General features: G+C 73.0%; 18 protein-coding genes and 1 pseudogene. 10 read left to right on the forward strand and 9 right to left on the reverse strand.

Translation table 11 applies throughout. The annotated features are described in order from the left end of the window. Positions 1–175: 175 nt before the first annotated feature. Together ABZW11_RS33995 and ABZW11_RS34000 are read left to right on the forward strand one after the other, a co-directional pair. Positions 176–3499 (forward strand): family 16 glycoside hydrolase, encoded by a 3324-nt coding sequence (locus ABZW11_RS33995; RefSeq protein WP_355426243.1) that lies wholly within the window; start codon positions 176–178, stop codon positions 3497–3499. A 196-nt stretch (positions 3500–3695) separates the two neighbouring features. Next, the gene (locus ABZW11_RS34000) at positions 3696–3929 is read left to right on the forward strand and encodes a DUF6289 family protein (RefSeq protein WP_355426246.1); all 234 of its coding nucleotides are present in this window, start codon (positions 3696–3698) and stop codon (positions 3927–3929) included. Between the two features lie 256 nt (positions 3930–4185). Here the strand turns inward: ABZW11_RS34000 and ABZW11_RS34005 are convergent, their stop codons facing one another. After that, the gene (locus ABZW11_RS34005) at positions 4186–5106 is read right to left on the reverse strand and encodes a histidine kinase (RefSeq protein WP_355426248.1); all 921 of its coding nucleotides are present in this window, start codon (positions 5104–5106) and stop codon (positions 4186–4188) included. Further along, positions 5103–5498: a hypothetical protein gene (locus tag ABZW11_RS34010; protein WP_355426250.1), complete on the reverse strand. Its 396-nt coding sequence runs from the start codon at positions 5496–5498 to the stop codon at positions 5103–5105. Before ABZW11_RS34010 ends, ABZW11_RS34005 begins: the two co-directional genes overlap by 4 nt. 147 nt (positions 5499–5645) lie before the next feature. Between ABZW11_RS34010 and ABZW11_RS34015 the strand changes: the two genes are divergently transcribed. Beyond that, positions 5646–6560, forward strand: a complete 915-nt coding sequence (locus ABZW11_RS34015) for a phosphotransferase (protein ID WP_355426320.1) — start codon at positions 5646–5648, stop codon at positions 6558–6560. An 11-nt stretch (positions 6561–6571) separates the two neighbouring features. Further along, positions 6572–6715, forward strand: coding sequence for a hypothetical protein (locus ABZW11_RS34020; RefSeq protein WP_355426252.1), 144 nt, complete (start codon positions 6572–6574; stop codon positions 6713–6715). On the opposite strand, the gene ABZW11_RS34025 is transcribed toward ABZW11_RS34020, so the two are convergent. Next, on the reverse strand, positions 6679–7593 hold the full coding sequence (locus ABZW11_RS34025; protein ID WP_355426255.1) for an alpha/beta hydrolase: 915 nt from the start codon (positions 7591–7593) through the stop codon (positions 6679–6681). The two genes, ABZW11_RS34020 and ABZW11_RS34025, sit on opposite strands and share 37 nt — an antisense overlap. 226 nt (positions 7594–7819) lie before the next feature. Between ABZW11_RS34025 and ABZW11_RS34030 the strand changes: the two are divergent. After that, positions 7820–7948: pseudogene (locus tag ABZW11_RS34030) on the forward strand (hypothetical protein); the annotation flags it as partial. On the opposite strand, the gene ABZW11_RS34035 reads toward ABZW11_RS34030, so the two are convergent. Beyond that, complete coding sequence (locus tag ABZW11_RS34035) at positions 7941–8465, reverse strand: CGNR zinc finger domain-containing protein (protein WP_355426258.1); 525 nt, start codon at positions 8463–8465, stop codon at positions 7941–7943. The pseudogene ABZW11_RS34030 and the gene ABZW11_RS34035 overlap by 8 nt on opposite strands. Positions 8466–8547: 82 nt before the next feature. Between ABZW11_RS34035 and ABZW11_RS34040 the strand changes: the two genes are divergently transcribed. The 3 genes from ABZW11_RS34040 to ABZW11_RS34050 all read left to right on the forward strand — a co-directional run bounded on the left by ABZW11_RS34040 (position 8548) and on the right by ABZW11_RS34050 (position 11930). Then, entirely contained in the window at positions 8548–9507 is a 960-nt protein-coding gene (locus ABZW11_RS34040) for a DUF523 and DUF1722 domain-containing protein (RefSeq protein ID WP_355426260.1), read from the forward strand. 123 nt (positions 9508–9630) lie between these two features. Next, positions 9631–10917, forward strand: a complete 1287-nt coding sequence (locus tag ABZW11_RS34045) for an MATE family efflux transporter (RefSeq protein WP_355426263.1) — start codon at positions 9631–9633, stop codon at positions 10915–10917. 41 nt (positions 10918–10958) lie between these two features. Next, the gene (locus ABZW11_RS34050; RefSeq protein WP_355426265.1) at positions 10959–11930 is read left to right on the forward strand and encodes a threo-3-hydroxy-L-aspartate ammonia-lyase; all 972 of its coding nucleotides are present in this window, start codon (positions 10959–10961) and stop codon (positions 11928–11930) included. Positions 11931–11936: 6 nt separating this feature from the next. Here the strand turns inward: ABZW11_RS34050 and ABZW11_RS34055 are convergent, their stop codons facing one another. Genes ABZW11_RS34055 through ABZW11_RS34065 form a run of 3 tightly spaced genes read right to left on the reverse strand, consistent with a single transcriptional unit; the run spans position 11937 to position 14527 of the window. Next, positions 11937–12893 carry an alpha/beta hydrolase gene (locus ABZW11_RS34055; RefSeq protein ID WP_355426268.1) on the reverse strand — a complete coding sequence of 319 codons (957 nt, stop codon included), beginning with the start codon at positions 12891–12893 and terminating at the stop codon, positions 11937–11939. After that, positions 12890–13483: a WHG domain-containing protein gene (locus ABZW11_RS34060; RefSeq protein ID WP_355426271.1), complete on the reverse strand. Its 594-nt coding sequence runs from the start codon at positions 13481–13483 to the stop codon at positions 12890–12892. Before ABZW11_RS34060 ends, ABZW11_RS34055 begins: the two co-directional genes overlap by 4 nt. A gap of 57 nt (positions 13484–13540) precedes the next feature. Beyond that, a complete protein-coding gene (locus ABZW11_RS34065) occupies positions 13541–14527 on the reverse strand; it encodes a BtrH N-terminal domain-containing protein (RefSeq protein WP_355426273.1) in 987 nt (328 codons plus the stop codon). A gap of 93 nt (positions 14528–14620) precedes the next feature. On the opposite strand from ABZW11_RS34065, the gene ABZW11_RS34070 reads away from it, so the two are divergent. Next, positions 14621–14956, forward strand: a complete 336-nt coding sequence (locus tag ABZW11_RS34070) for a bacteriocin fulvocin C-related protein (protein WP_355426276.1) — start codon at positions 14621–14623, stop codon at positions 14954–14956. Between the two features lie 5 nt (positions 14957–14961). Here the strand turns inward: ABZW11_RS34070 and ABZW11_RS34075 are convergent, their stop codons facing one another. Both ABZW11_RS34075 and ABZW11_RS34080 read right to left on the reverse strand, forming a co-directional pair. Then, complete coding sequence (locus ABZW11_RS34075; protein ID WP_355426279.1) at positions 14962–15747, reverse strand: serine protease; 786 nt, start codon at positions 15745–15747, stop codon at positions 14962–14964. A 25-nt stretch (positions 15748–15772) separates the two neighbouring features. Next, a complete protein-coding gene (locus ABZW11_RS34080; protein WP_355426282.1) occupies positions 15773–17293 on the reverse strand; it encodes an alpha/beta fold hydrolase in 1521 nt (506 codons plus the stop codon). Between the two features lie 273 nt (positions 17294–17566). Here ABZW11_RS34080 and ABZW11_RS34085 point away from each other — a divergent pair, with 273 nt between their 5' ends. Then, positions 17567–17725 carry a hypothetical protein gene (locus tag ABZW11_RS34085; RefSeq protein WP_355426285.1) on the forward strand — a complete coding sequence of 53 codons (159 nt, stop codon included), beginning with the start codon at positions 17567–17569 and terminating at the stop codon, positions 17723–17725. The last annotated feature ends 89 nt before the right edge of the window (positions 17726–17814 follow it).

Here is a 17814-nt window from a genome sequence, read left to right on the forward strand (position 1 = left end):
TCGGCGAAAGAGTATGGGCAAGTCGAAAATCTCGCCTTATATTACGGCGCAGAACAGCGTTATCCCCCCGTACTTACCAGCTCACGAGACCCGGCATCCGCTGACGGCCGGCCCGGCGGTGTGCCGCACCCCCACCAGCGCCGCACCACGGCGCCCTCTCGAGATGGGATGAGTCATGCGGAGGTTACCCCTCTTATCCGCTGTCCTGATCACCGCGCTCTCCCTGGCCGTCCCCGCGGGTGCGCGGGCCGACCTGCCGCCGCAGGTGCCCGGCGTCACGCTGCGCACGTACGACGTCCAGATCGAGCTGTCGAAGCTGTGCACGCTCAAGCCCGGCCAGACGCCCAACGTGGACAAGCTGATGCCGGCCGTCGACTGGACGTCCGACGCCGACTTCGGGCTCACCGACATGTTCGTCACCGAGGTCACCGGCAACCTGTCGGCCCCGGCCGCGGGCACGTACGAGTTCCGGCTGACCAGCGACGACGGCTCCCGGCTGCGCATCGGCGACACCGTCGTGATCGTCAACGACGGCCGGCACGCGCCCACGTCGGTGGACGGCACGATCACGCTGACCGCCGGGCACCACCCGCTGCGCATCGACCACTTCGAGCACCTGTACGGCCAGCAGCTCAAGCTGGAGTGGAAGCCGCCGGGCGCGCAGGCGTTCACGCTGGTGCCGGCCGAGGCGCTGAGCACGGACGCCGACGTCGTCCGGGTCACCTCGCCCGGCCGCAAGGAGTGCGAGAGCGGCGCGGACTCCCCCGGCGACGGGCTGCCGCTGCAGGACGTGCACCCCGACCACACGCTCACCGACCTGCGCCCTGCCGGGTTCGAGCCGCAGGTGACCGCGATGGCGTGGCTGCCCGATGACCGGCTGGCGATCACCACGTGGGGCGGCTCGGAGACCAGGCTCGGCGAGGTGTACCTGCTGAGCGGCGTGACCGGCGCGACCTCGCCGGCGCGGGTGACGTACAAGAAGATCGCCGAGGGGCTGCAGGAGCCCATGGGCATCGCGTACGCGGACGGCAAGCTGTACGTGTCGGAGAAGTCCCGCCTGGTGGAGCTGAACGACACGAACGGGGACGACGTCGCCGACAACCTCAGGACAGTGGCGACCTGGCCGTTCGGCGGGAACTTCCACGAGTTCGCCTTCGGCCTGCTCTACCGGGGCGGCCACTTCTACCTCAACCTGTCGGTGGCCATCGACTACGGCGGCGCCACCACCGTCCCGCAGCCGGCCCCCGGCCGTGGCGTCACCGTCAAGATCGACAAGAGGACGGGCGAACTCGACTATCTCGCGGGCGGCCTGCGCACCCCGAACGGCATCGGCTGGGGGCCGGGCGACGACCTGTTCGTGCTGGACAACCAGGGCGGCTGGCTGCCCGCCTCGAAGCTGGTGCACGTCGAGAAGGGCCGCTTCTTCAACCACTACACGACGCCGGAGGGGCCGTTCGACGCGGGTGCGGTGAGCCCGCCGGTGCTGTGGCTGCCGCACAACGAGATCGCCAACTCCCCCAGCACGCCGCTGCTGATGAAGCGCGGCAGGTACGCGGGGCAGCTGCTGTTCGGCGACGTCACGTACGGCGGGATCCAGCGGGCGTACCTGGAGAAGGTGAACGGGGCCTACCAGGGCGCGGTGTTCCGGTTCACGCAGGGGCTTGAGGCGGGGGTCAACCGGATCAGCCTCGGGCCTGACGGGGCCATCTACGCCGGCGGCCTGGGTGCGGGCGGCAACTGGGGGCAGCCGGGCAAGCTCACGTACGGGCTGCAGAAGCTGACGCCGGGCGCGGAGAAGGCGTTCGACCTCCTCAAGATGAAGGCGATCGAGGGCGGCTTCGAGCTGGAGTACACCCAGCCGCTGCCGGTCGGCTCCCTTGAGGGCCGCTACCAGCTCACCCAGTGGCGTTACGTCCCTGCCGTCACCTACGGCGGGCCCAAGGTGGACGAGGAGCCGCTGACCGTCACCTCGGCCACGGTGAAGGGCAAGAAGGTCACGTTGAAGGTCGCGGGGCTGAAGCCGGGCCGGGTGGTGCACCTGCGCTCGCCGCGCCCGTTCGCCTCGGCGTCAGGGGAGCCTTTGTGGAGCACCGAAGCCTGGTACACGCTCAACTCGCTGCCCGGCGGCGCCTCCTCCGAGACGGTGTACGAGGCGGAGAGCGCGGCTCAGAGCGGCGGCGCGAAGCTGAACACCGACCACCCCTCCTCCTCGGGTGCCGGGTTCGTGGACGGCTACTGGACCCAGGGCGCCACGACGCGCTTCGCCGTGCAGGTGGGCGAGGCTGGCACGTACCACGTGGGGCTGCGCTACTCCAACGGCCCCGACCCCGCGCCCGGCACCAAGTCGCTCAGCGTGTACGTCAACGGGACCAAGGTCAGGCAGGTGCCGCTGCCGTCCACGGGCACGTGGGACCTGTGGGCGACCCGGGTGGAGCCGGTGGCGCTCAAGGCGGGCGTCAACACCATCGCCTACCGGTACGACTCCGGCGACCTCGGCAACGTCAACCTCGACGCGATCACCGTGGCGGCCCGGCCGGTGCTGGAGGCGGAGCGGGCCACGCTGCGCGGCGGCGCCACCGTCGGCACCGCCCACCAGGGCTTCACCGGCACCGGTTACGTCGACGGGTACACCGCACCCGGCGCGAGCACGTCGTTCTCCGTGCGGGCCGAGGCGGCGGGCACGTACAACGTCGGGCTGCGCTATGCGGCCGAGGCGGGCACGTCGGTGAGCGTGCACGTCAACGGCAAGAAGATCCGTCAGGTACGGCTGGCGGCCACCGGCGGACGGGACGCCTGGGAGGTGCAGACCGACGCGCTGCCCCTTCGACGCGGCGCGAACACCGTCACCTACCGCTACGACACCGGCGACGGCGGCGGTTTCGGTCTTGACCACGTCACGGTCGCGAAGGCCGAGCGGATCACGCTGTTCGACGGGTCGAGCCTGGCGGCGTGGGAGCGCCGGTCAGGCGGGGCTGCGACGTGGCCGGTCGCGAACGGGTCGATGGAGTCGTACGGGGGCGACATCCGCACCCGGCGCGCGTTCGGCGACTTCACGCTGCACGTCGAGTGGTACGAGCCGGACTATCCGCCCGAGGTGACCGGGCAGCAGCGCGGAAACAGCGGCGTCTACCTCCAGGAACGGTACGAGGTGCAGGTGCTGGAGTCGTACGGCGACACCACGCCGGCCGCCGACGGAGCCGGCTCTATCTACTCCAAGCGGGCGCCCGACCGCAACATGGCGACCGCGCCCGGGACGTGGCAGACGTACGACATCACGTTCCGCGCGGCCCGGTTCACCAGCGCGGGCGTCAAGGTGGACGACGCGCGGGTGACCGTCGTCTGGAACGGCACGGTGGTGCACGACGACGTCGCCGTCGACGGCGGCACCGGCGACAGCATCCCGGAGAACGCGGCCACCGCCGGCATCCGCCTCCAGGACCACGGCGACCCCGGCGAGAACCCCCGCTTCCGCAACATCTGGCTCCAACCCATCACCTGACCGCAGAAGCCGCCCGGTCCCAGCCGGCCGGGCGGCTCACTCACCCCGCCGCCTCGGCGGCCGGGGTCAGGCGGGGCGGGGCTTGTCGGGACGGGGCTTGTCGGGGCGGGGCTTGTCGGGGCGGGTGGGCTCTTGATCGAGCGGCTGTGGGAGCCGACCATCGAAGCAGCGTCCCCCCACCCCCTCCGGAGGCATCATGATCCGCCGTCTGCTGCCCGCCACCGTGCTCGCCGTGGCCGCCGTCACCGTCGTGACCGCGAGCCCCGCCGAAGCCCGCGCCTGCAAGTTCGACCACGCGTGCGCCACCATCTACTACAGCGACTCCACCCGCACCACCGTGGTCGGGGAGAAGTACGAGGACTGCAACGGAGCGGTGGACATGTGGGGCGTCCGCAGCGGCTACATCGACTTCTACGAGAGCCCCTGCTGACCCGCTGACCGGGGCCGTCACTCCCAGGGCGGCCCCGGTCACCGGTGCGGCCAGTACAACCCGCCCGGCGCGGTGCCGGCCACCTGTGCTCGGACGTGGCCGGCGTCCGGGTGGGCGAGATCGTCCAGGATGACGAGGGCCCAACCCGCTCAATGTCGACTTCGTTCACGTGCGGTATCAGACGGGCACCGTCGCGTGACCGTCCGGTGAACCGCGACGCGGTGCGGGTCCGCACTCCCGCACCGCCGCATTCGCGTCACCCGCCGGCCGGGTCGCTCCGGTCGCGAAGGGCGCCGGCCGGGATGAGGGTGCGGATGAGGAAGGTGCCGTCCTGGTGGCGTTCCTGGTGGAACTCGCCGCCCAGCGCCTCCACCCGCGCCCGCACCTCCGCGAGGTCGCCGCCGGTGGCGGCGTGGAAGACCGCGCCGTCGGTGCGCACCTGCACGGTGATCTCGCCCTCGGCGTGCCGCACCTCGACCACGGTACGGCTGCCCGGCGCGTGCCGCAGCGCGTCGGTCAGGGCCGCCTGGACGACCCGGTACGCGACGATCTCGGCGGCCCTGGACGCCGGCTCCGCCTGTCCCGCCTCGGCGAACTCCACCGGCTGCCCCGCCAGCCGCATCTCCGCGACCAGCGCGTGCAGGTCACCGGCGCAGGGCGTCTCCGTGGCGGCGGGCCCGGCGGCGTCCAGGGGGCCGCCGGGGACGGGGGTGAGGAGGTGGAGCAGGTGGCGGAGGTCGGCGATGGCGCGCCTGCCGGTGTCGGTGACGGTGGTCAGGGTGGCGTCGAGGCGGTCGGGGGCGCCGGTCAGGTAGCGGGCCGCCTCCGCCTGCACGATCATCGCCGCCACGTTGTGGGTCACGACGTCGTGCAGGTCGCGGACGATGCGGGCCCGCTCGGCGGCGGGAACGGCCTCAGGATCCCCTTCGCCGACGGATGCGGCCCCTTCGGCGGGCCGGGGTGTGTCAGAGCCGGCGCGCCGAACGTTCCCGGTGTGCCGGTCGGTGTCGGGGCGACGCTGGGCGGGGACGGTGGGCCTGTCGCTGGTGGGCCTGTCGCTGGTGGGCCGGTGGGGGCGGAGCCAGCCCCTGAGCCCCCACGCGCCGGCCAGCATCAGGCAGAGCACCACGATCTCCTTCTCGCGCCACGGTGAGCGACTGCGCCGGACCTCGCTCACGGGGTCCGCACGAGGGTCTCGCCGGTACGCCGGCGGCGCGGGACCAGGTTGCCGCGCTTGCGCGCCACGTACAGGAACACACCGGTCAGCAGCAGCCCGAACACCACCGCGTACGGGCCCCCCTCGTGACCGTTGAGGATGACGGCGACGAACATCGCGACGCCGATCAGCACCCCGCGTCCGAGCGCGCCCCGGGCTCCCTCCAGCGCGACCTCGACCGGCTCCCGCTTCTCGGTCCAGCGCACCACCCGGCCGTACACGTACACGGCGAGCACCGCCATGCCCAGCCCGAAGAACAGCGTGAAGAACGCGTTCCCCGACATCGCTCCCGCGAGCGCGTTGCCCGCGAAGGCCACGGCCGCTACGGCCACGAGCTGCTTGACCAGTCGCATGATGACTCCCTGACGAGATCCGAGCGGCCGCTGTGGCCACGAGGAGAACGCTAGAGATCGAGGGGGCGGCGATCGTCACCGTACGGAGGACATTCGGGGGTAGCTCGCATGGGGGACAGCGCTTTTGGCAGAGTCTTCCCCGTGTCTATGAACGATCTGCCGGACTGGTTGCCGGCCTGGTGTCTGCGCCGGCTCGGCAGCGAGCCCGAGGGCGTGTTGTTCCGGTTGCAGCAGACCTCGATGGTGTTCGGCCTGCGGCTGGCCGGCGGTGCGGACGTGGTGGTCAAGGCGCGTGCCGACGGCGGCAGGGCGGTGTCGTGCGTGACGGCGCAGGCCCGGCTGGCCGAGCGCGGGTTCCCGTGCGCGCGCCCGCTGACGCCGGTGACCGAGGTGGGGTCGCTGGCCGTGCACGCCGAGGAGTTCAGGCCGGGTGGCGAGGTGCTCGCAGGCGACTCGCCGGAGGTGGCCGTGCGCTGCGCGGTGATTTTCGCCCGGCTGATGGCGGAGCTGGCCGAGGTGAGCGTGGAGCCGCCGCTGCCGAGCCCGCGCTGGGCGCGCTGGGACCACGCCGGCGCCGGCACCTGGCCGGCCATCCCCTACCTGGACGAGCAGGATCAGAGCCGGGTGCCCGTGCACGTCGTCGAGACTGCGGGGCGGGCGCGCAGGCGCATCCTGGCGGCCGGGCTGCCGCGCGTGCTCGGTCACGCCGACTTCGAGGCGCAGAACCTGCGCTGGCGTGACGGGCGGTTGTGGACGGTGCACGACTGGGACAGCCTGGCCTGGCAGCCGGAGGCGGCGCTGGTGGGGGCGGCGAGCGGGGCGTTCGCCAGCTCGGGTCAGCCGACGCTGGCGCCGGTCGCGAGCTCGGCGGCCTTCCTGGAGGCGTATCAGGAGGCCAGGGGACGGGTGTTCACGGACGTGGAGCTGGAGGTCGCGTGGGCGGCCAGCCTGTGGACGGCGTCGCACAACGCCCGCTACGAGGCCCTGTACGGCCAGCGGCCGGTCTCCGGCGACGCCGTCGCCACCCAGGCCGCCGAACGCCTCCGCCGCGCGGGCGCCTGACGCGTCCTTCCGTGAGCGTCCGCGCCGGCCACGCCGATCACACCGGCGGCGGCAAGCCCGACCGCAACGGCCGCCGCGACGTCATCGGCGTCGGCTGCCGCTGGCGCACCCGCCCGGCTCAGGCGGTCGCCGGTTCCGCGGCGGCCGTGCGGTAGGCGTGGGCGAGGAAGAGCGCCGCGTCGTCGAGCGCCTGTCCCGCCTCCTCCACCAGCGCCGTGTGGTGCTGGAAGACGTGCGGGAGTCCGCCCCAGACGCGCAGCGTGACGTCCACGCCGGCCGCGCCCGCCCCGGCGGCCAGGCGTACCGAGTCGTCCAGCAGCAGCTCGTTCGACCCGGCCTGGACGAGCAGCGGCGGCAGGCCGGTGAGGTCGGCGAGCGCGGGGCTGGCCAGCGGCGCGGCCGGGTCGCCTGCGCCGAGGTAGTGCGTGCGGTAGCCCTCGATGTCGGCCCGGACGAAGACCGGGTCGGCGCCCAGCTTGCCCTCCATGCTGGCCCCGGTGAGCGTCAGGTCGGCCCATGGCGAGAACAGCACGGCGCCCGCCGGCATCGGCAGCCCCGCCTCGCGGGCCGCGAGCAGGGTGGCGACCGACAGCCCGCCGCCCGCCGAGTCGCCGGCCAGCGCGATCGCGGACGGGCTGGTGCCTCGTTCCAGCAGCTCGCGGTAGGCGGCCAGGCCGTCGTCGACCGCCGCGGGGAACCGGTGCTCGGGGGCGAGCCGGTAGTCGAGCGAGACGATTCTGGTGCGGGCGCGGCGGGCCAGTTCGCCGGCCAGGGCGGCGTGCGTACGCGGGGAGCCGACGACGTATCCGCCGCCGTGCAGGAACAGCACCACCGTGTCCCCGTCCGCGCCGGCGGGCGTGAGCTCCAGGGCGGGGCGGCCACCGAGCATGGTGTCGCGGACGGTGACGCCGTCGGGGGCGGGCACGTCGAAGAGCGTGGCGAAGTCCGTACGGGCCCGCTCGACGGTGCCGCCCGCCGTCTTGGGCGCGTTGCGCAGCATGTCGTCCAGGTCCTGGCGCTGCTGACGGCTCATTGGTGACCTCTCATCCGGTGCGTCCTTCGGGGACGCATCGCGCAACACGCCGCGCGGTGATCGCATTCCGGCGAACGGCTCAGCGGGCGAAGCGGCTGGTCACGCCGGCCGCCAGCCGGAGCGCCTCCTTCAGCGCGGCGGTGGCGTCGGTGACCGGGCAGAGCACGTGGCGGATCGTCCGGTGGGCGTCGGCGACGATGACGACGGTGGCGCGGGCGTCGGGGGCGGCCAGATCAAGACCGGCTCCCTGTCGCGCTCCGAGCGGATCGCCAAGTACAACCAGCTCGTCCGCATCGAGGAGGAGCTCGGCACCGAGGCCCGCTACGCCGGCCGGTCGGCGCTCAAGGTCAAGTGACCTTGCGGGCGGACGCGCGCTTCCTGTAGGCGGCCACCTTGTGCCGGTTGAGGCAGGTGGCGGAGCAGAAGCGGCGCTGGCCCGCCGGGGACGCGTCGGTGTAGACGTCGACGCACCGGGAGGCGTGGCAGGTGCCCAGCCGGGCCTGCTCGTGCGTCATGAGCCAGGCGAGCAGGCAGGTGGCCAGCGCGGCGGCCAGCAGGTCGGCGGCGTCGCCGACCGCCCAGCGCAGGCCGTCGGGGGCCGCCACGGGCAGCGGGCGCACGGCGCGGAGCAGGGCGTTCAGCTCCTCCAGGGCCCGGCCGTGGCGCGCCGCGGCGAAGACGGGGAAGACGGCGTTCGCCGCCGCGACGCGGCCGCCGGTCGCGGGCAGCGCGAGCCCGGGGGGCCAGGCCAGGAGATCGTGCGCGTCGGGATACGGTGTCTCCTGCTCTCCCGCGGCCTCGCGCGGCGGGTCGGCGTACTCGTTGACGAACGCGACCACGTGTCTCACGTCGAGGACGGGAACGGCGGGCATTCCTCCAGTGTAACCCCGAAAAGCCGATCTTCAGGTTACGAAGGGCAGGCGTGCGACCTGCGCTCCTGGGCAGCTGACCAGCATGGAGGAAGGTCAGCGATGCGGCAGGCCCCGGGTGGCGGTGTCGAGCTGCCTGCTCGGCGAGCCGGTACGGCACAACGGCGGCCACAGCCGCAGCCGCTACCTCACCGACGAGCTCGCGCCGTTCGTGGACTGGCTGCCGCTCTGTCCCGAGATGGCGATCGGCCTCGGCGCGCCCCGCGAGGCGCTGCGCCTCGAACGCTCCCCTGAAGGCCCCCGGCTGATGACCCGCCGCAGCCGCCGCGACCTCACCCCCGCCATGGCCGAGCTGGCCGCCGAGCGCACCGCGGAGCTGGCCGCCGACGGGTACGTGTTCAAGGCCAAGAGCCCGAGCTGCGGCATCCACGGCATCCCGCTCTACGCCGGCGAGAACGCGGTGACCAGGCAGCAGCGCGGCATGTTCGCCGACGCGGTGATCGAGGCGCACCCGCTGCTGCCCGTGGAGGACGACGGCCGGCTCAACGACGCCGTACGGCGGGAGGCGTTCACCGAGCGGATCTTCGCCCACGCCCGGCTGCGCGAGCTGCTGGAGAGCCCATGGCAGCCCCGCGACCTGATGGCCTTCCAGGCCCGGCACAAGATGCAGCTGCTGGCCCACACCACCGAGGGCTACCGCGAGACCGGCCGCCTGGCCGCCCAGGCGGGCACCCGGCCGCGCGACGAGGTGGCCGCCGCCTACAGCATCGCGTTCCGCACCGCCATGGCGGCGCCGACGACGGTCGGGCGGCACGTCAACGTGCTGCAGCACTGCCTCGGCATGATCGGCGACGGGCTCGATCCGGTGCGCCGCGCCGACGTGGCCGAGGTCATCGCCTCCTACCAGGCACGCCGGGTGGCACTGAGCGTGCCGCTCGCCCTCCTGCTCCACCACGCGCGCGGCGCGGCGGCCACGTACGTGGCGGAGCAGACGTACTTCCAGCCCTACCCCGAGGACCTCCGCCTGCGCAACCACGTCGTATGAGGCGCAGACGCACCTCCAGCCCCACCCCGAGGAGCGCTGCCGCGCGTAACCACGTCGTGTGAGGTGCGGATGCGATAGAATGATCATGTCCCGAGCGGTCGCCCGCCCGGGATTCTGCTTTTCATGTCCTCTTCTCTTCGCGTCGTCCTGAGCGCGGCGCTGCCGTTGCTGCTGTCCATGAGCGCCGGCGTCGTCGCGCAACTCCTCGGCACCTCCCTGCTCGGCCGCCAGGCGACCGCCGAGCTGGCCGCGTTCACGCTGGCGAGCGCCGTGCTCAGCCCGGTGACGGCCGCCGTGGCGGGCGGTCTGCGCGGGATGTCGCCGTTCGTTGCCGCCTGCCGTGACCGTCCCGCCGAGGCGCTCGCCGTCCTGAAGGACGCCCGCTGGCTCACGCTCGCCCTCGGGACGGCGGGCGCCGGCGTGGTGCTGGCCGTGCCCCTCATCGCGCGGGCCGGCGGGGCGCCCGAGGCGGCGATCGCCGAGCTGGGCGCGCTGCCCGCGCTCCTCGCCGGGCAGGTGCTGCTGTCGGCGGCGGGCAGCGGCGCGGGCGGCATGCTGATCGCGCTGCGGCACAGCAGGAAGGTGCTGTGGTCCGGCCTTTCCGGTACGGCGGCGCAGGTCGTCCTGCTGCTCGCGCTCGTGCCCGCGTACGGCGTCCAGGGCACCGGCGTCGCGATGGTCACCGCCACCGCCGTCCAGGTCGTGATCTCGAACGTGCTGCTGCTGCGGCTGCCCGAGCTGGCCGGGCAGTCGTGGTGGCCGGGACGGCCGCGCGGGCGGCGGATCCTGCGCATGGCCAGGGTCGGCCTGCCCCTGTCCGCCACGCTGATCGTCAAGTTCACGGTGATGGGCGGGGTCGCGTACGCCGCCGCGCGCACCGGCGTGCACCAGGCCGCCGCGCACGCGATCCTGCTGTCCCTGGACGGATTGCTGGGGCTCGCGGCCTTCGCCGCCGCGCAGGCGGTGACGCCGGAGGTCGCGCGGGCGTCGTCCCCTCGCGCGGCCAGGCGGCTGATCCTCGCCGCCGTCACGGTCGCGGCGGGCGGGGTGGCCGCGGGCGCGGTGGTGGTGCTCGTCGCGGGTGACGTGGTGCTGCGGCTGTTCACGCAGGACGCCGCCGTGTTCTCCCTCGCTCTTGGGCTGGCGCCGCTGCTCGTGACGTTCTCACTGGTGAGCAACTGCGCGATCGTCACCGCGTACGGGCTGGTCGGGCTTAAGCGCTCCTCCTGGCAGCTGGCCGCGGTCGGCACCGGTTACGGCCTGCTCGCGCTCGCCATGGTCCCGGCGGCCACGGCCTGGGGGCTGGCCGGGGTGTGGGGCGCCATGATCGCGGCCGCCGCGCTCACCTGGGCGCTGCAGATCACCGGCTTCGTCCGGCACAGCGCCGCTCTCAAGCCCGCCGCCGCCTAGGATCGGAGATCAAGCAGATCCACGCGCGCCCGAGGAACCTCATGGACACCGCCACGTCCGTCACGATCGACGACGTCCGCGCCGCCGCCGCCCGGCTCGACGGCATCGCGCACCGCACGCCCGTGCTCACCTCCCGCATACTCGACGAGCGCGCCGGGGCCGAGGTGTTCGTCAAGTGTGAGAACCTCCAGCGCGTCGGGGCGTTCAAGTTCCGCGGCGCGTACAACGCCATCGCGCTGCTCTCCCCCGAGCAGCGGGCGCGGGGCGTCGCCGCCTACTCCTCGGGCAACCACGCCCAGGCCGTCGCGCTGGCCGCGCGCGAGCTCGGCACCTCGGCCGTCATCCTCATGCCCGAGGACGCGCCCCGCTCCAAGCGCGCGGCAGCGGCCGGTTACGGGGCCGAGGTCGTCACGTACGACCGCTACACCGAAGACCGCACCGCGCTCGCCCGCGCCCTGGCCGACGAGCGCGGCCTGGCCCTCATCCCTCCCTACGACCATCCCGACGTCATCGCCGGTCAGGGCACCGCCGCCCTTGAGCTGCTGGCCGAGAGCGGCGAGCTGGACGCCCTGCTCGTGCCCGTCGGCGGCGGCGGGCTGCTGGCCGGCACCGCGATAGCCGCCACTTCAGCGCATCCGGCCATCCGGGTCATCGGCGTCGAGCCGGAGAACGGCGACGACACCAAGCGCTCGCTGGAGGCCGGGGAGCGCGTCACCATCCCCGTGCCCAGGACGATCGCCGACGGGCAGGCGCTGCCGACGCCGGGCGAGCTGACGTTCGCGATCAACCGGCGGCTTGCCGACGGAATCGTCCTGGTGAGCGACGCGGAGATCGTGGAGGCGATGCGGTTCGCGTTCGAGTACCTGAAGGTCGTCATCGAGCCCAGCGGCGCCACCCCGCTCGCCGCCCTGCTCTCCGGCCGCCTGGACGCCGCACCCCGCCGCGTGGGCCTCATCGCCTCAGGCGGCAACGTCGACGCACAACGCTTCACCGACCTGCTCAGCGCGAGCTGACGTCGGTCACCGCAGCAGCTCGGCCAGCAGCTCACCGAACTCGCCGGGGTGCGTGCTGAGCCCGGTATGCCCACCGGGAAAGTGCACCAGCTCCGTGCCGAACCGCTCCGCCATGACCGCCGCCGGCCGGTAGGGCACCTCCCCCCGCGACTCGGCGCCACCCGCGAGCACCAGCCGCTCGGACAGGGCCTGAAGCCGATCGAGGTCGGGCACGTAACCCATGAAACTCGGCACGATCCGCCCGAGAAAGTACGGCATATCGCCCATAGTCCGCTCCACCCTGGCTGCCGCTTCGGGCGGCAACCCACCCGCCTCCACCGGCGCGGCCGAGGGAGTGGGAGGGGTGGAGCGGCCGCCCTGCGCACTGGCGCCAGGCGTCGGCGTCTGCGGGGTGGGCTTGGCTTGGAGGCCGGCGGCGAAGATGGCCGCCGCGGGCATCAGGCCCTCCCTCTGCAGGGTGTCCTGGACCCTGATGAGGAGGGCTCGGTGTTCGGGGGCGTCTGGGAGGACCTCTACCAGCGGGGGCTCATGGGCCACCACTCTTTGCACTCGCTCGGGGTGGGTGGTGAGCAGGTGGAGGGCGGTGATCGCGCCGGAGCTGCAGCCTGCCACGCGGGCGGGGGCGTCCGGGGAGAGCAGGTCCAGTAGCCGGTATGCGTCCTCGGCGTGCCGCTCGACCCGCTGGGGCGCGTCGGGGTCGTCGAGCGGGCTGCGGGCCAGGCCGCGCGGGTCGTAGGAGGCGACCGTGCAGTCGGCGGCGAGCCGGTCGGCGACGGCGTCGAAGGAGGCGGCGCCGCCCGTCCCGCCGGGGATCAGCAACACGAGCGGCCCGCTGCCGCGCACCTCGTAGTGCAGGGTGGCGCCGTCCACGCGCAACCGCCCCGTCGTCGGGGTGGTGCTGTTCGCGTGTCGTGGCGTGGGCGGGGTTGTGCCTTCTACCCGCGGTCGGTCGGGGGTGGTCATGTGGGGGTTTCCTCTTTGCGCGGTGGCCAGTGTTCGAGGGCGTTGTGCAGGGCCTCGATGCAGCGGGGCCAGGAGTCGGTGGCTGGGCGGTTGTGGGCGAAGCCGCCTGCGGCCTCGATGCTGACGAAGCCGTGCAGCGCGCTGCGGATCAGGCGGACGGCGTCGGTCAGGTCCGGCTCCGCCAGCCGGTACGCCCGCAGCATGCTGTACGTCAGCTCGACCGCCCGCCGCGGCCCCGCCGCCTTGGCGGCCAGCTCGGGGTCGATGGGGATCGGGACCTGGGTCGCGGTGTAGCGGCCCGGGTGGTCGTGGGCGTAGGACCGCCAGGCGTCGGCGTACGCGACGAGCGCGTCCTTGCCGGCCCGCCCCGCGGTGGCCTCGGCGATGCGGATGGTCTTCTCGTCCGCGCCCAGCAGCGCGATCCGCCCGCGCAGGTCCTCCAGGTTGCGTACATGTGCGTAGAGGCTGGCGTCCTTGACGCCGAGCCGGCGCGCCACCGCCGACATGGTGACGTGGTCGAGCCCGACCTCGTCGGCCAGTTCCGCGGCGGTGAGCGTCACGCGTTCCACGGTCAGCCCGGCACGTGCCATAGCTGGACGACCTTTCCTAGGCAGAGGACTTACTGCACTAGGTTATACCTAATATCCCTAGGAAAGGGTAACCAGTGACTCCATGGCCTCGCGTTCGATGCGGGACAGGTCGCGCAGGAGCGCCCCGGCCTGGGCGAGATGGCCGGGGTCACCGCCCTCCCCCGCCTTGGCGATCAGCGCGGACACGTCGGTCCAGAGGCCGGCGGCCTCGGCGTACAGCCGGTGACCTGTACGCAGCTCCGCACCCCCCACCAGCTCGGCGCAGGCGGCGAGGAAGTCCCGGTAGAGCACGCGGAACAGGCCGCCGCCGGTACCGCCCCGCTCCATGAGGTGAGCGGCCTGCGGCAGGTCGCGGCGCGGGTCCTCGGCGCGGTCCCACCAGGCAGGCACCTTCGCGGCGGCCTTGGCGATGCCGCGGTGGCCGAGGTTCGCGATGGGTGCGGCGAGGAAGGCGGCGGCGCAGTCCCTGACGGCGGGAACCAGGTGCTCCTGCCAGCGGACCGGGTGCGCGGGCAGGGCGAGGGTGAAGGAGCGGTTCCTGGCGGTCATGGGGCCGCGTTCCGCACGGGCCAGGGCGAGGCTGGAAAGCCCGGTACGCACGTCGCCGCCCTGCTGTGCGGTGTCCACCAGGTAGGCGTCGTGGTCGTCGTAGCCGTACACGGCGACGACGTGCCCGCCGAAGTGCACCTTCGAGCGGAAGTAGTCGAGGTGGTAGCAGTCGAGCTGCAGGCCGACGGGACGGCCCGCGTCAAGGGGCGCGGCCACGTTCGCCCAGGCCCGGCGCGGTGAGGAGGTCTCCTGGACGGTCAGCGTCAGGTCCAGCCTGGCGGCCAGGTTCCTGGTCAGCTCGAACGGCTTGACCCGGCCCCCGACGAACGGCACCGGCATCGCCTTGCTGTCCCAGTAGACGAACGACAGGCCGGCGCCGAGCCCGAACAGCAGCGGCTCCGGCAGGTCGAGCCCTTCGTGGCGGAGCAGCACCCCGAGCGCGGTGGTCTCGCAGTGGTGCAGGCCGCGGGGCTCGACGCCGGTCACGATGGTCATGCTCGAAATCTCCTCAGAGCGTGGTGGGGCTGAGGAGTAGCATGAGGTCTCCCCTGGGGGGAGAGTCCACCCGTCCCGAGCGGCAGGAGCCCCATGGACGAGACGTACGACGCGTTCATCGCCCGCCCCATGGCCGAGAGGCGGCGGCTCTATCAGGACCTGTCCGCGCAGGAGCGCAGCGATCTCTGGCTTGAGCAGCTGCTCCGCTTCCGCGCCGGCAACCCCGAGCTGACGGCGGAGCAGCGCCGCGTGCTGGACGATGCCGAGGCGCTGATCCGTGACGCGTCGACGTTCGAGCCGGGCAGCCCGCCCACCCCCGGCCTCGAGCGGGTGGGCGAGGCGGCGATCGCCGCCTTCGGCAAGGACACCGCCCTCCTGCTGCTGGCCGGCCTCGGGCCGCCCGACGGCGACGCCTGCTCCATCGCCTGACCGGCTCAGGCGCGCTGCGGATCGGGCCTCGGCAGCAGGCAGCCCGGCCGGTCGAGGTCGAGGCGGTTGCCGGTGGTGAGGCAGGTGGTCAGCCAATACGTCTGCGTGCCGTACGCGATGGACTTGTGCTTGGTGATGACGCCGTCGCGGTCCATCTCGCACGGGTTGTCCTGGGTGCAGGCGCCGCCGTCGCGGTTGCTGGTGTTGTTGATGCCGATGACCTGGCCGCTCTTGACGTCCACGACCGGGGAGCCGGAGCTGCCCGGCCCGGTCCGGCACGCCTTGGTGTAGCGCAGCACGTCCTCGGTGACGTATCCCGACTCGAGCACCCGGTAGGCGAGCCGGTCGATCGCGCAGGTGAAGACCTTCTTGAGACCGCCGGAGAGCACCTTGATCCGGGTGCCTGGCGCGGGGCGGGCGGCCGCGAGGGTGAGCGGGCGGACCTGATGGTCGTGCTCCAGCCGCCGGTACGTGGTGCCGAGCCGGTAGAGGGCGACGTCGGTGCCGGTCATCGTGACGTACGCGGCCCTTTGCGCGTGCACGGCGGCGGCCGGTCGCCCGGCGTCGTCGAGCAGCCGGATCAGGCGGTGGGACGGCCGGTCCACCAGCACTTCGCCGGGCACCGGCCAGGCGCCTTCGTAGCAGTGCCCGTTCGTCAGGACGAGTGCGGGGTCGTCAGGGGTGCTGGTCTGGGTGCGTACGAGGGCGCCCGAGCAGCCGTTCACCTCGGCGGCGCCGGCCAGGCCCGGCACCGGTGAGAGGAGGGCGGCGAGGAGCATGAGGATGCGCATCGGGGAGTCCGTTCTATGAGAGGGGTCACTGCATGCCGGGGCAGGTGCCCGTGGCGGTGCGGCCGGTGCGGAAGAACTCGACGGCCTTGTCCGCGCACGGCAGCTTGGCCAGCGAGGCGTGCGCGTCGTCCTGGACGGTGAGCAGGGCGCCGCCGGCCGCCTTGACCGTGTCCATGGCCCACGCGTACGGCGTGGTGGCCTCGTTGACGTGGCCTGACACCTGCAGCGGGCTCGCGCCCCTGACCGGCCGCCACGGCTGCGCGGGCCACGGCCAGCCGGCGCACCAGCTGCCGAACTGGATGCCGCCCCCGGTCGCCGGGTACGTGCGCCGCCTGGCCTCCACGTCGGCCCACAGCCGGTCGAAGTCGCGCCCGCCGGTGCCCTCGTTGCAGAAGACCCCGTTGTACTGGGTGGAGTTCAGGCCGAGCGGCGCGTCATCGAAGCCGTACACCGGGGCGGTGCCGGAGCTCGGGCGCGCCGAGCGGGGAACGCCGCCGTCGCGCGCGGTCGCCAGGTCTCTGGCGGCGGTGGCCCAGCCGGTCGCGTCGAGGCCGAGCAGGCTCCTGACCCACGCGCCGTCCAGCCTGACGCCCGTGCCCGCCGGGCGCGGCTTCCTGGTGAGCTTGTCACGCAGGGCGAAGACGGCTTCGCGGGCCTGCTGCGGGGTGGCGCCGAAGTGGTACTCGGGGTCGTGCCCGGCCAGCCAGGTGACGAAGCCGTCGAAGTTGCGCTCGGCCACCGCGTCCACGGCGGCGTCCATCGCGGCGAGGTCCATGACCGGCGGCATCACCGAGTCCAGCCACATCCGCTCGACGCGGGTGTCGAACAGCGACCGGTAGTTGAGCCCGACCGCGGTGCCGTACGAGACGCCGTAGAAGCTGATCTTCGGTACGCCGAGCGCCGCCCTGATCGCGTCGACGTCCCGGGCGATGTTCCTGGTGGTGAGCTGCCTGGCGAAGGCAGGGTCCAGGGCGGTGCACCGCTTGTTGGCGGCGGCCATGTGGTCGAAGAGCGCCTTCGCCTGCGCCTTCGCCGACGCGTTCGCCGGCGGCTCGAACGTGCCCTCGTCGCAGTCGATCCTGTCGCTGTAGCCGACGCCGCGCGGGTCGAACCCGATCAGGTCGTGGTCGGTGGCCAGCGGGGCCAGGCCGTTGGCGGCGTAGCTGGACGGGGCCGTGATGTTGGAGATGCCGGGGCCGCCGGGGCTGATGACGAGCACGCCCCGCCGCTTCGCGGCGTCTGCGGCCTTCAGCCGGCTCACCGCGATCCTGATCTTCCGCCCGTCCGGCTTCGCGTAGTCCATCGGAACGGTCACCAGCGCACATTCCGACTTGCTGTCCTCCGGCGTCGGCCAGTCCTTGGCCGTCGTGGCGCACGGCCGCCAGGTGAGCGCCTCCGCGCCCTGGCCAGGAGCGGCGTTCACACCGGCTGGCGGCGAGCCGGCAGCAGTACCGGCAGCAGTGCCGGCAGCCGCCGGTGGGGCGGTGAGGCAGGCGACCGCCGCCCCCGCCAGCGCGGCGTGGGCGAGGTTTCTGGTGCTGGGCATCGTCGTGTCTTTCCGTGGTGCCGCCCGCGCGCCGCCCGGCACGCGGGGCACGCCGTGCGGCGCACTCGGCACATCCTGGGCGTCCTGCCCATCCATCGTGTATCGGTCGCCGCGCGGGCTCGCATCACATCCCTGTATTTAGCTGCGCAAGCAACAAGACGGAATAGTTGCCTGCGCAACCATCCGCCAGGCCATGAGCCCCTCGGCCCAGGCTTGCGCGCGACCGGTGCCCGGCGAGAGAGTGGCGTTGTGGATCGTACGGACATCTCCCGGATGAGAGCTGAGCGAGCGGTCCATCGCGCCCTCCGGCACAAGCGGCGGGTGAACAGGGCGCTGCGCCGGGCGTCGGTCGTGGCGGCCGCGATCGTGATCACCTTCATGGCGATGCTCGCGATCGTCGTGACGGCCTTCGGGCTCCAGCACTGGTGGTGACGAGCGAGGCTCTTCCTGTGAAGCCGATCGGCGATCATGTACGGTGAGCCCCAGCCGTATCCCCCTAACGGCCTGGAGTAAGCAGTGCC

Origin of the sequence: Nonomuraea sp. NPDC004580 (assembly GCF_040609855.1) — a bacterium.
GTDB classification, from domain to species: domain Bacteria; phylum Actinomycetota; class Actinomycetes; order Streptosporangiales; family Streptosporangiaceae; genus Nonomuraea; species Nonomuraea salmonea.

Bases quoted from the DNA above. Each gene is read 5' to 3' on its own strand.
- ABZW11_RS33995 (WP_355426243.1), top strand. From the start codon at position 176: ATGCGGAGGTTACCCCTCTTATCCGCTGTCCTGATCACCGCGCTCTCC.
- ABZW11_RS34000 (WP_355426246.1), top strand. From the start codon at position 3,696: ATGATCCGCCGTCTGCTGCCCGCCACCGTGCTCGCCGTGGCCGCCGTC.
- ABZW11_RS34010 (WP_355426250.1), bottom strand. From the start codon at position 5,498: ATGCGACTGGTCAAGCAGCTCGTGGCCGTAGCGGCCGTGGCCTTCGCG.
- ABZW11_RS34015 (WP_355426320.1), top strand. From the start codon at position 5,646: ATGAACGATCTGCCGGACTGGTTGCCGGCCTGGTGTCTGCGCCGGCTC.
- ABZW11_RS34025 (WP_355426255.1), bottom strand. From the start codon at position 7,593: ATGAGCCGTCAGCAGCGCCAGGACCTGGACGACATGCTGCGCAACGCG.
- ABZW11_RS34035 (WP_355426258.1), bottom strand. From the start codon at position 8,465: ATGCCCGCCGTTCCCGTCCTCGACGTGAGACACGTGGTCGCGTTCGTC.
- ABZW11_RS34040 (WP_355426260.1), top strand. From the start codon at position 8,548: ATGGAGGAAGGTCAGCGATGCGGCAGGCCCCGGGTGGCGGTGTCGAGC.
- ABZW11_RS34045 (WP_355426263.1), top strand. From the start codon at position 9,631: ATGTCCTCTTCTCTTCGCGTCGTCCTGAGCGCGGCGCTGCCGTTGCTG.
- ABZW11_RS34050 (WP_355426265.1), top strand. From the start codon at position 10,959: ATGGACACCGCCACGTCCGTCACGATCGACGACGTCCGCGCCGCCGCC.
- ABZW11_RS34055 (WP_355426268.1), bottom strand. From the start codon at position 12,893: ATGACCACCCCCGACCGACCGCGGGTAGAAGGCACAACCCCGCCCACG.
- ABZW11_RS34060 (WP_355426271.1), bottom strand. From the start codon at position 13,483: ATGGCACGTGCCGGGCTGACCGTGGAACGCGTGACGCTCACCGCCGCG.
- ABZW11_RS34065 (WP_355426273.1), bottom strand. From the start codon at position 14,527: ATGACCATCGTGACCGGCGTCGAGCCCCGCGGCCTGCACCACTGCGAG.
- ABZW11_RS34070 (WP_355426276.1), top strand. From the start codon at position 14,621: ATGGACGAGACGTACGACGCGTTCATCGCCCGCCCCATGGCCGAGAGG.
- ABZW11_RS34075 (WP_355426279.1), bottom strand. From the start codon at position 15,747: ATGCGCATCCTCATGCTCCTCGCCGCCCTCCTCTCACCGGTGCCGGGC.
- ABZW11_RS34080 (WP_355426282.1), bottom strand. From the start codon at position 17,293: ATGCCCAGCACCAGAAACCTCGCCCACGCCGCGCTGGCGGGGGCGGCG.
- ABZW11_RS34085 (WP_355426285.1), top strand. From the start codon at position 17,567: ATGAGAGCTGAGCGAGCGGTCCATCGCGCCCTCCGGCACAAGCGGCGG.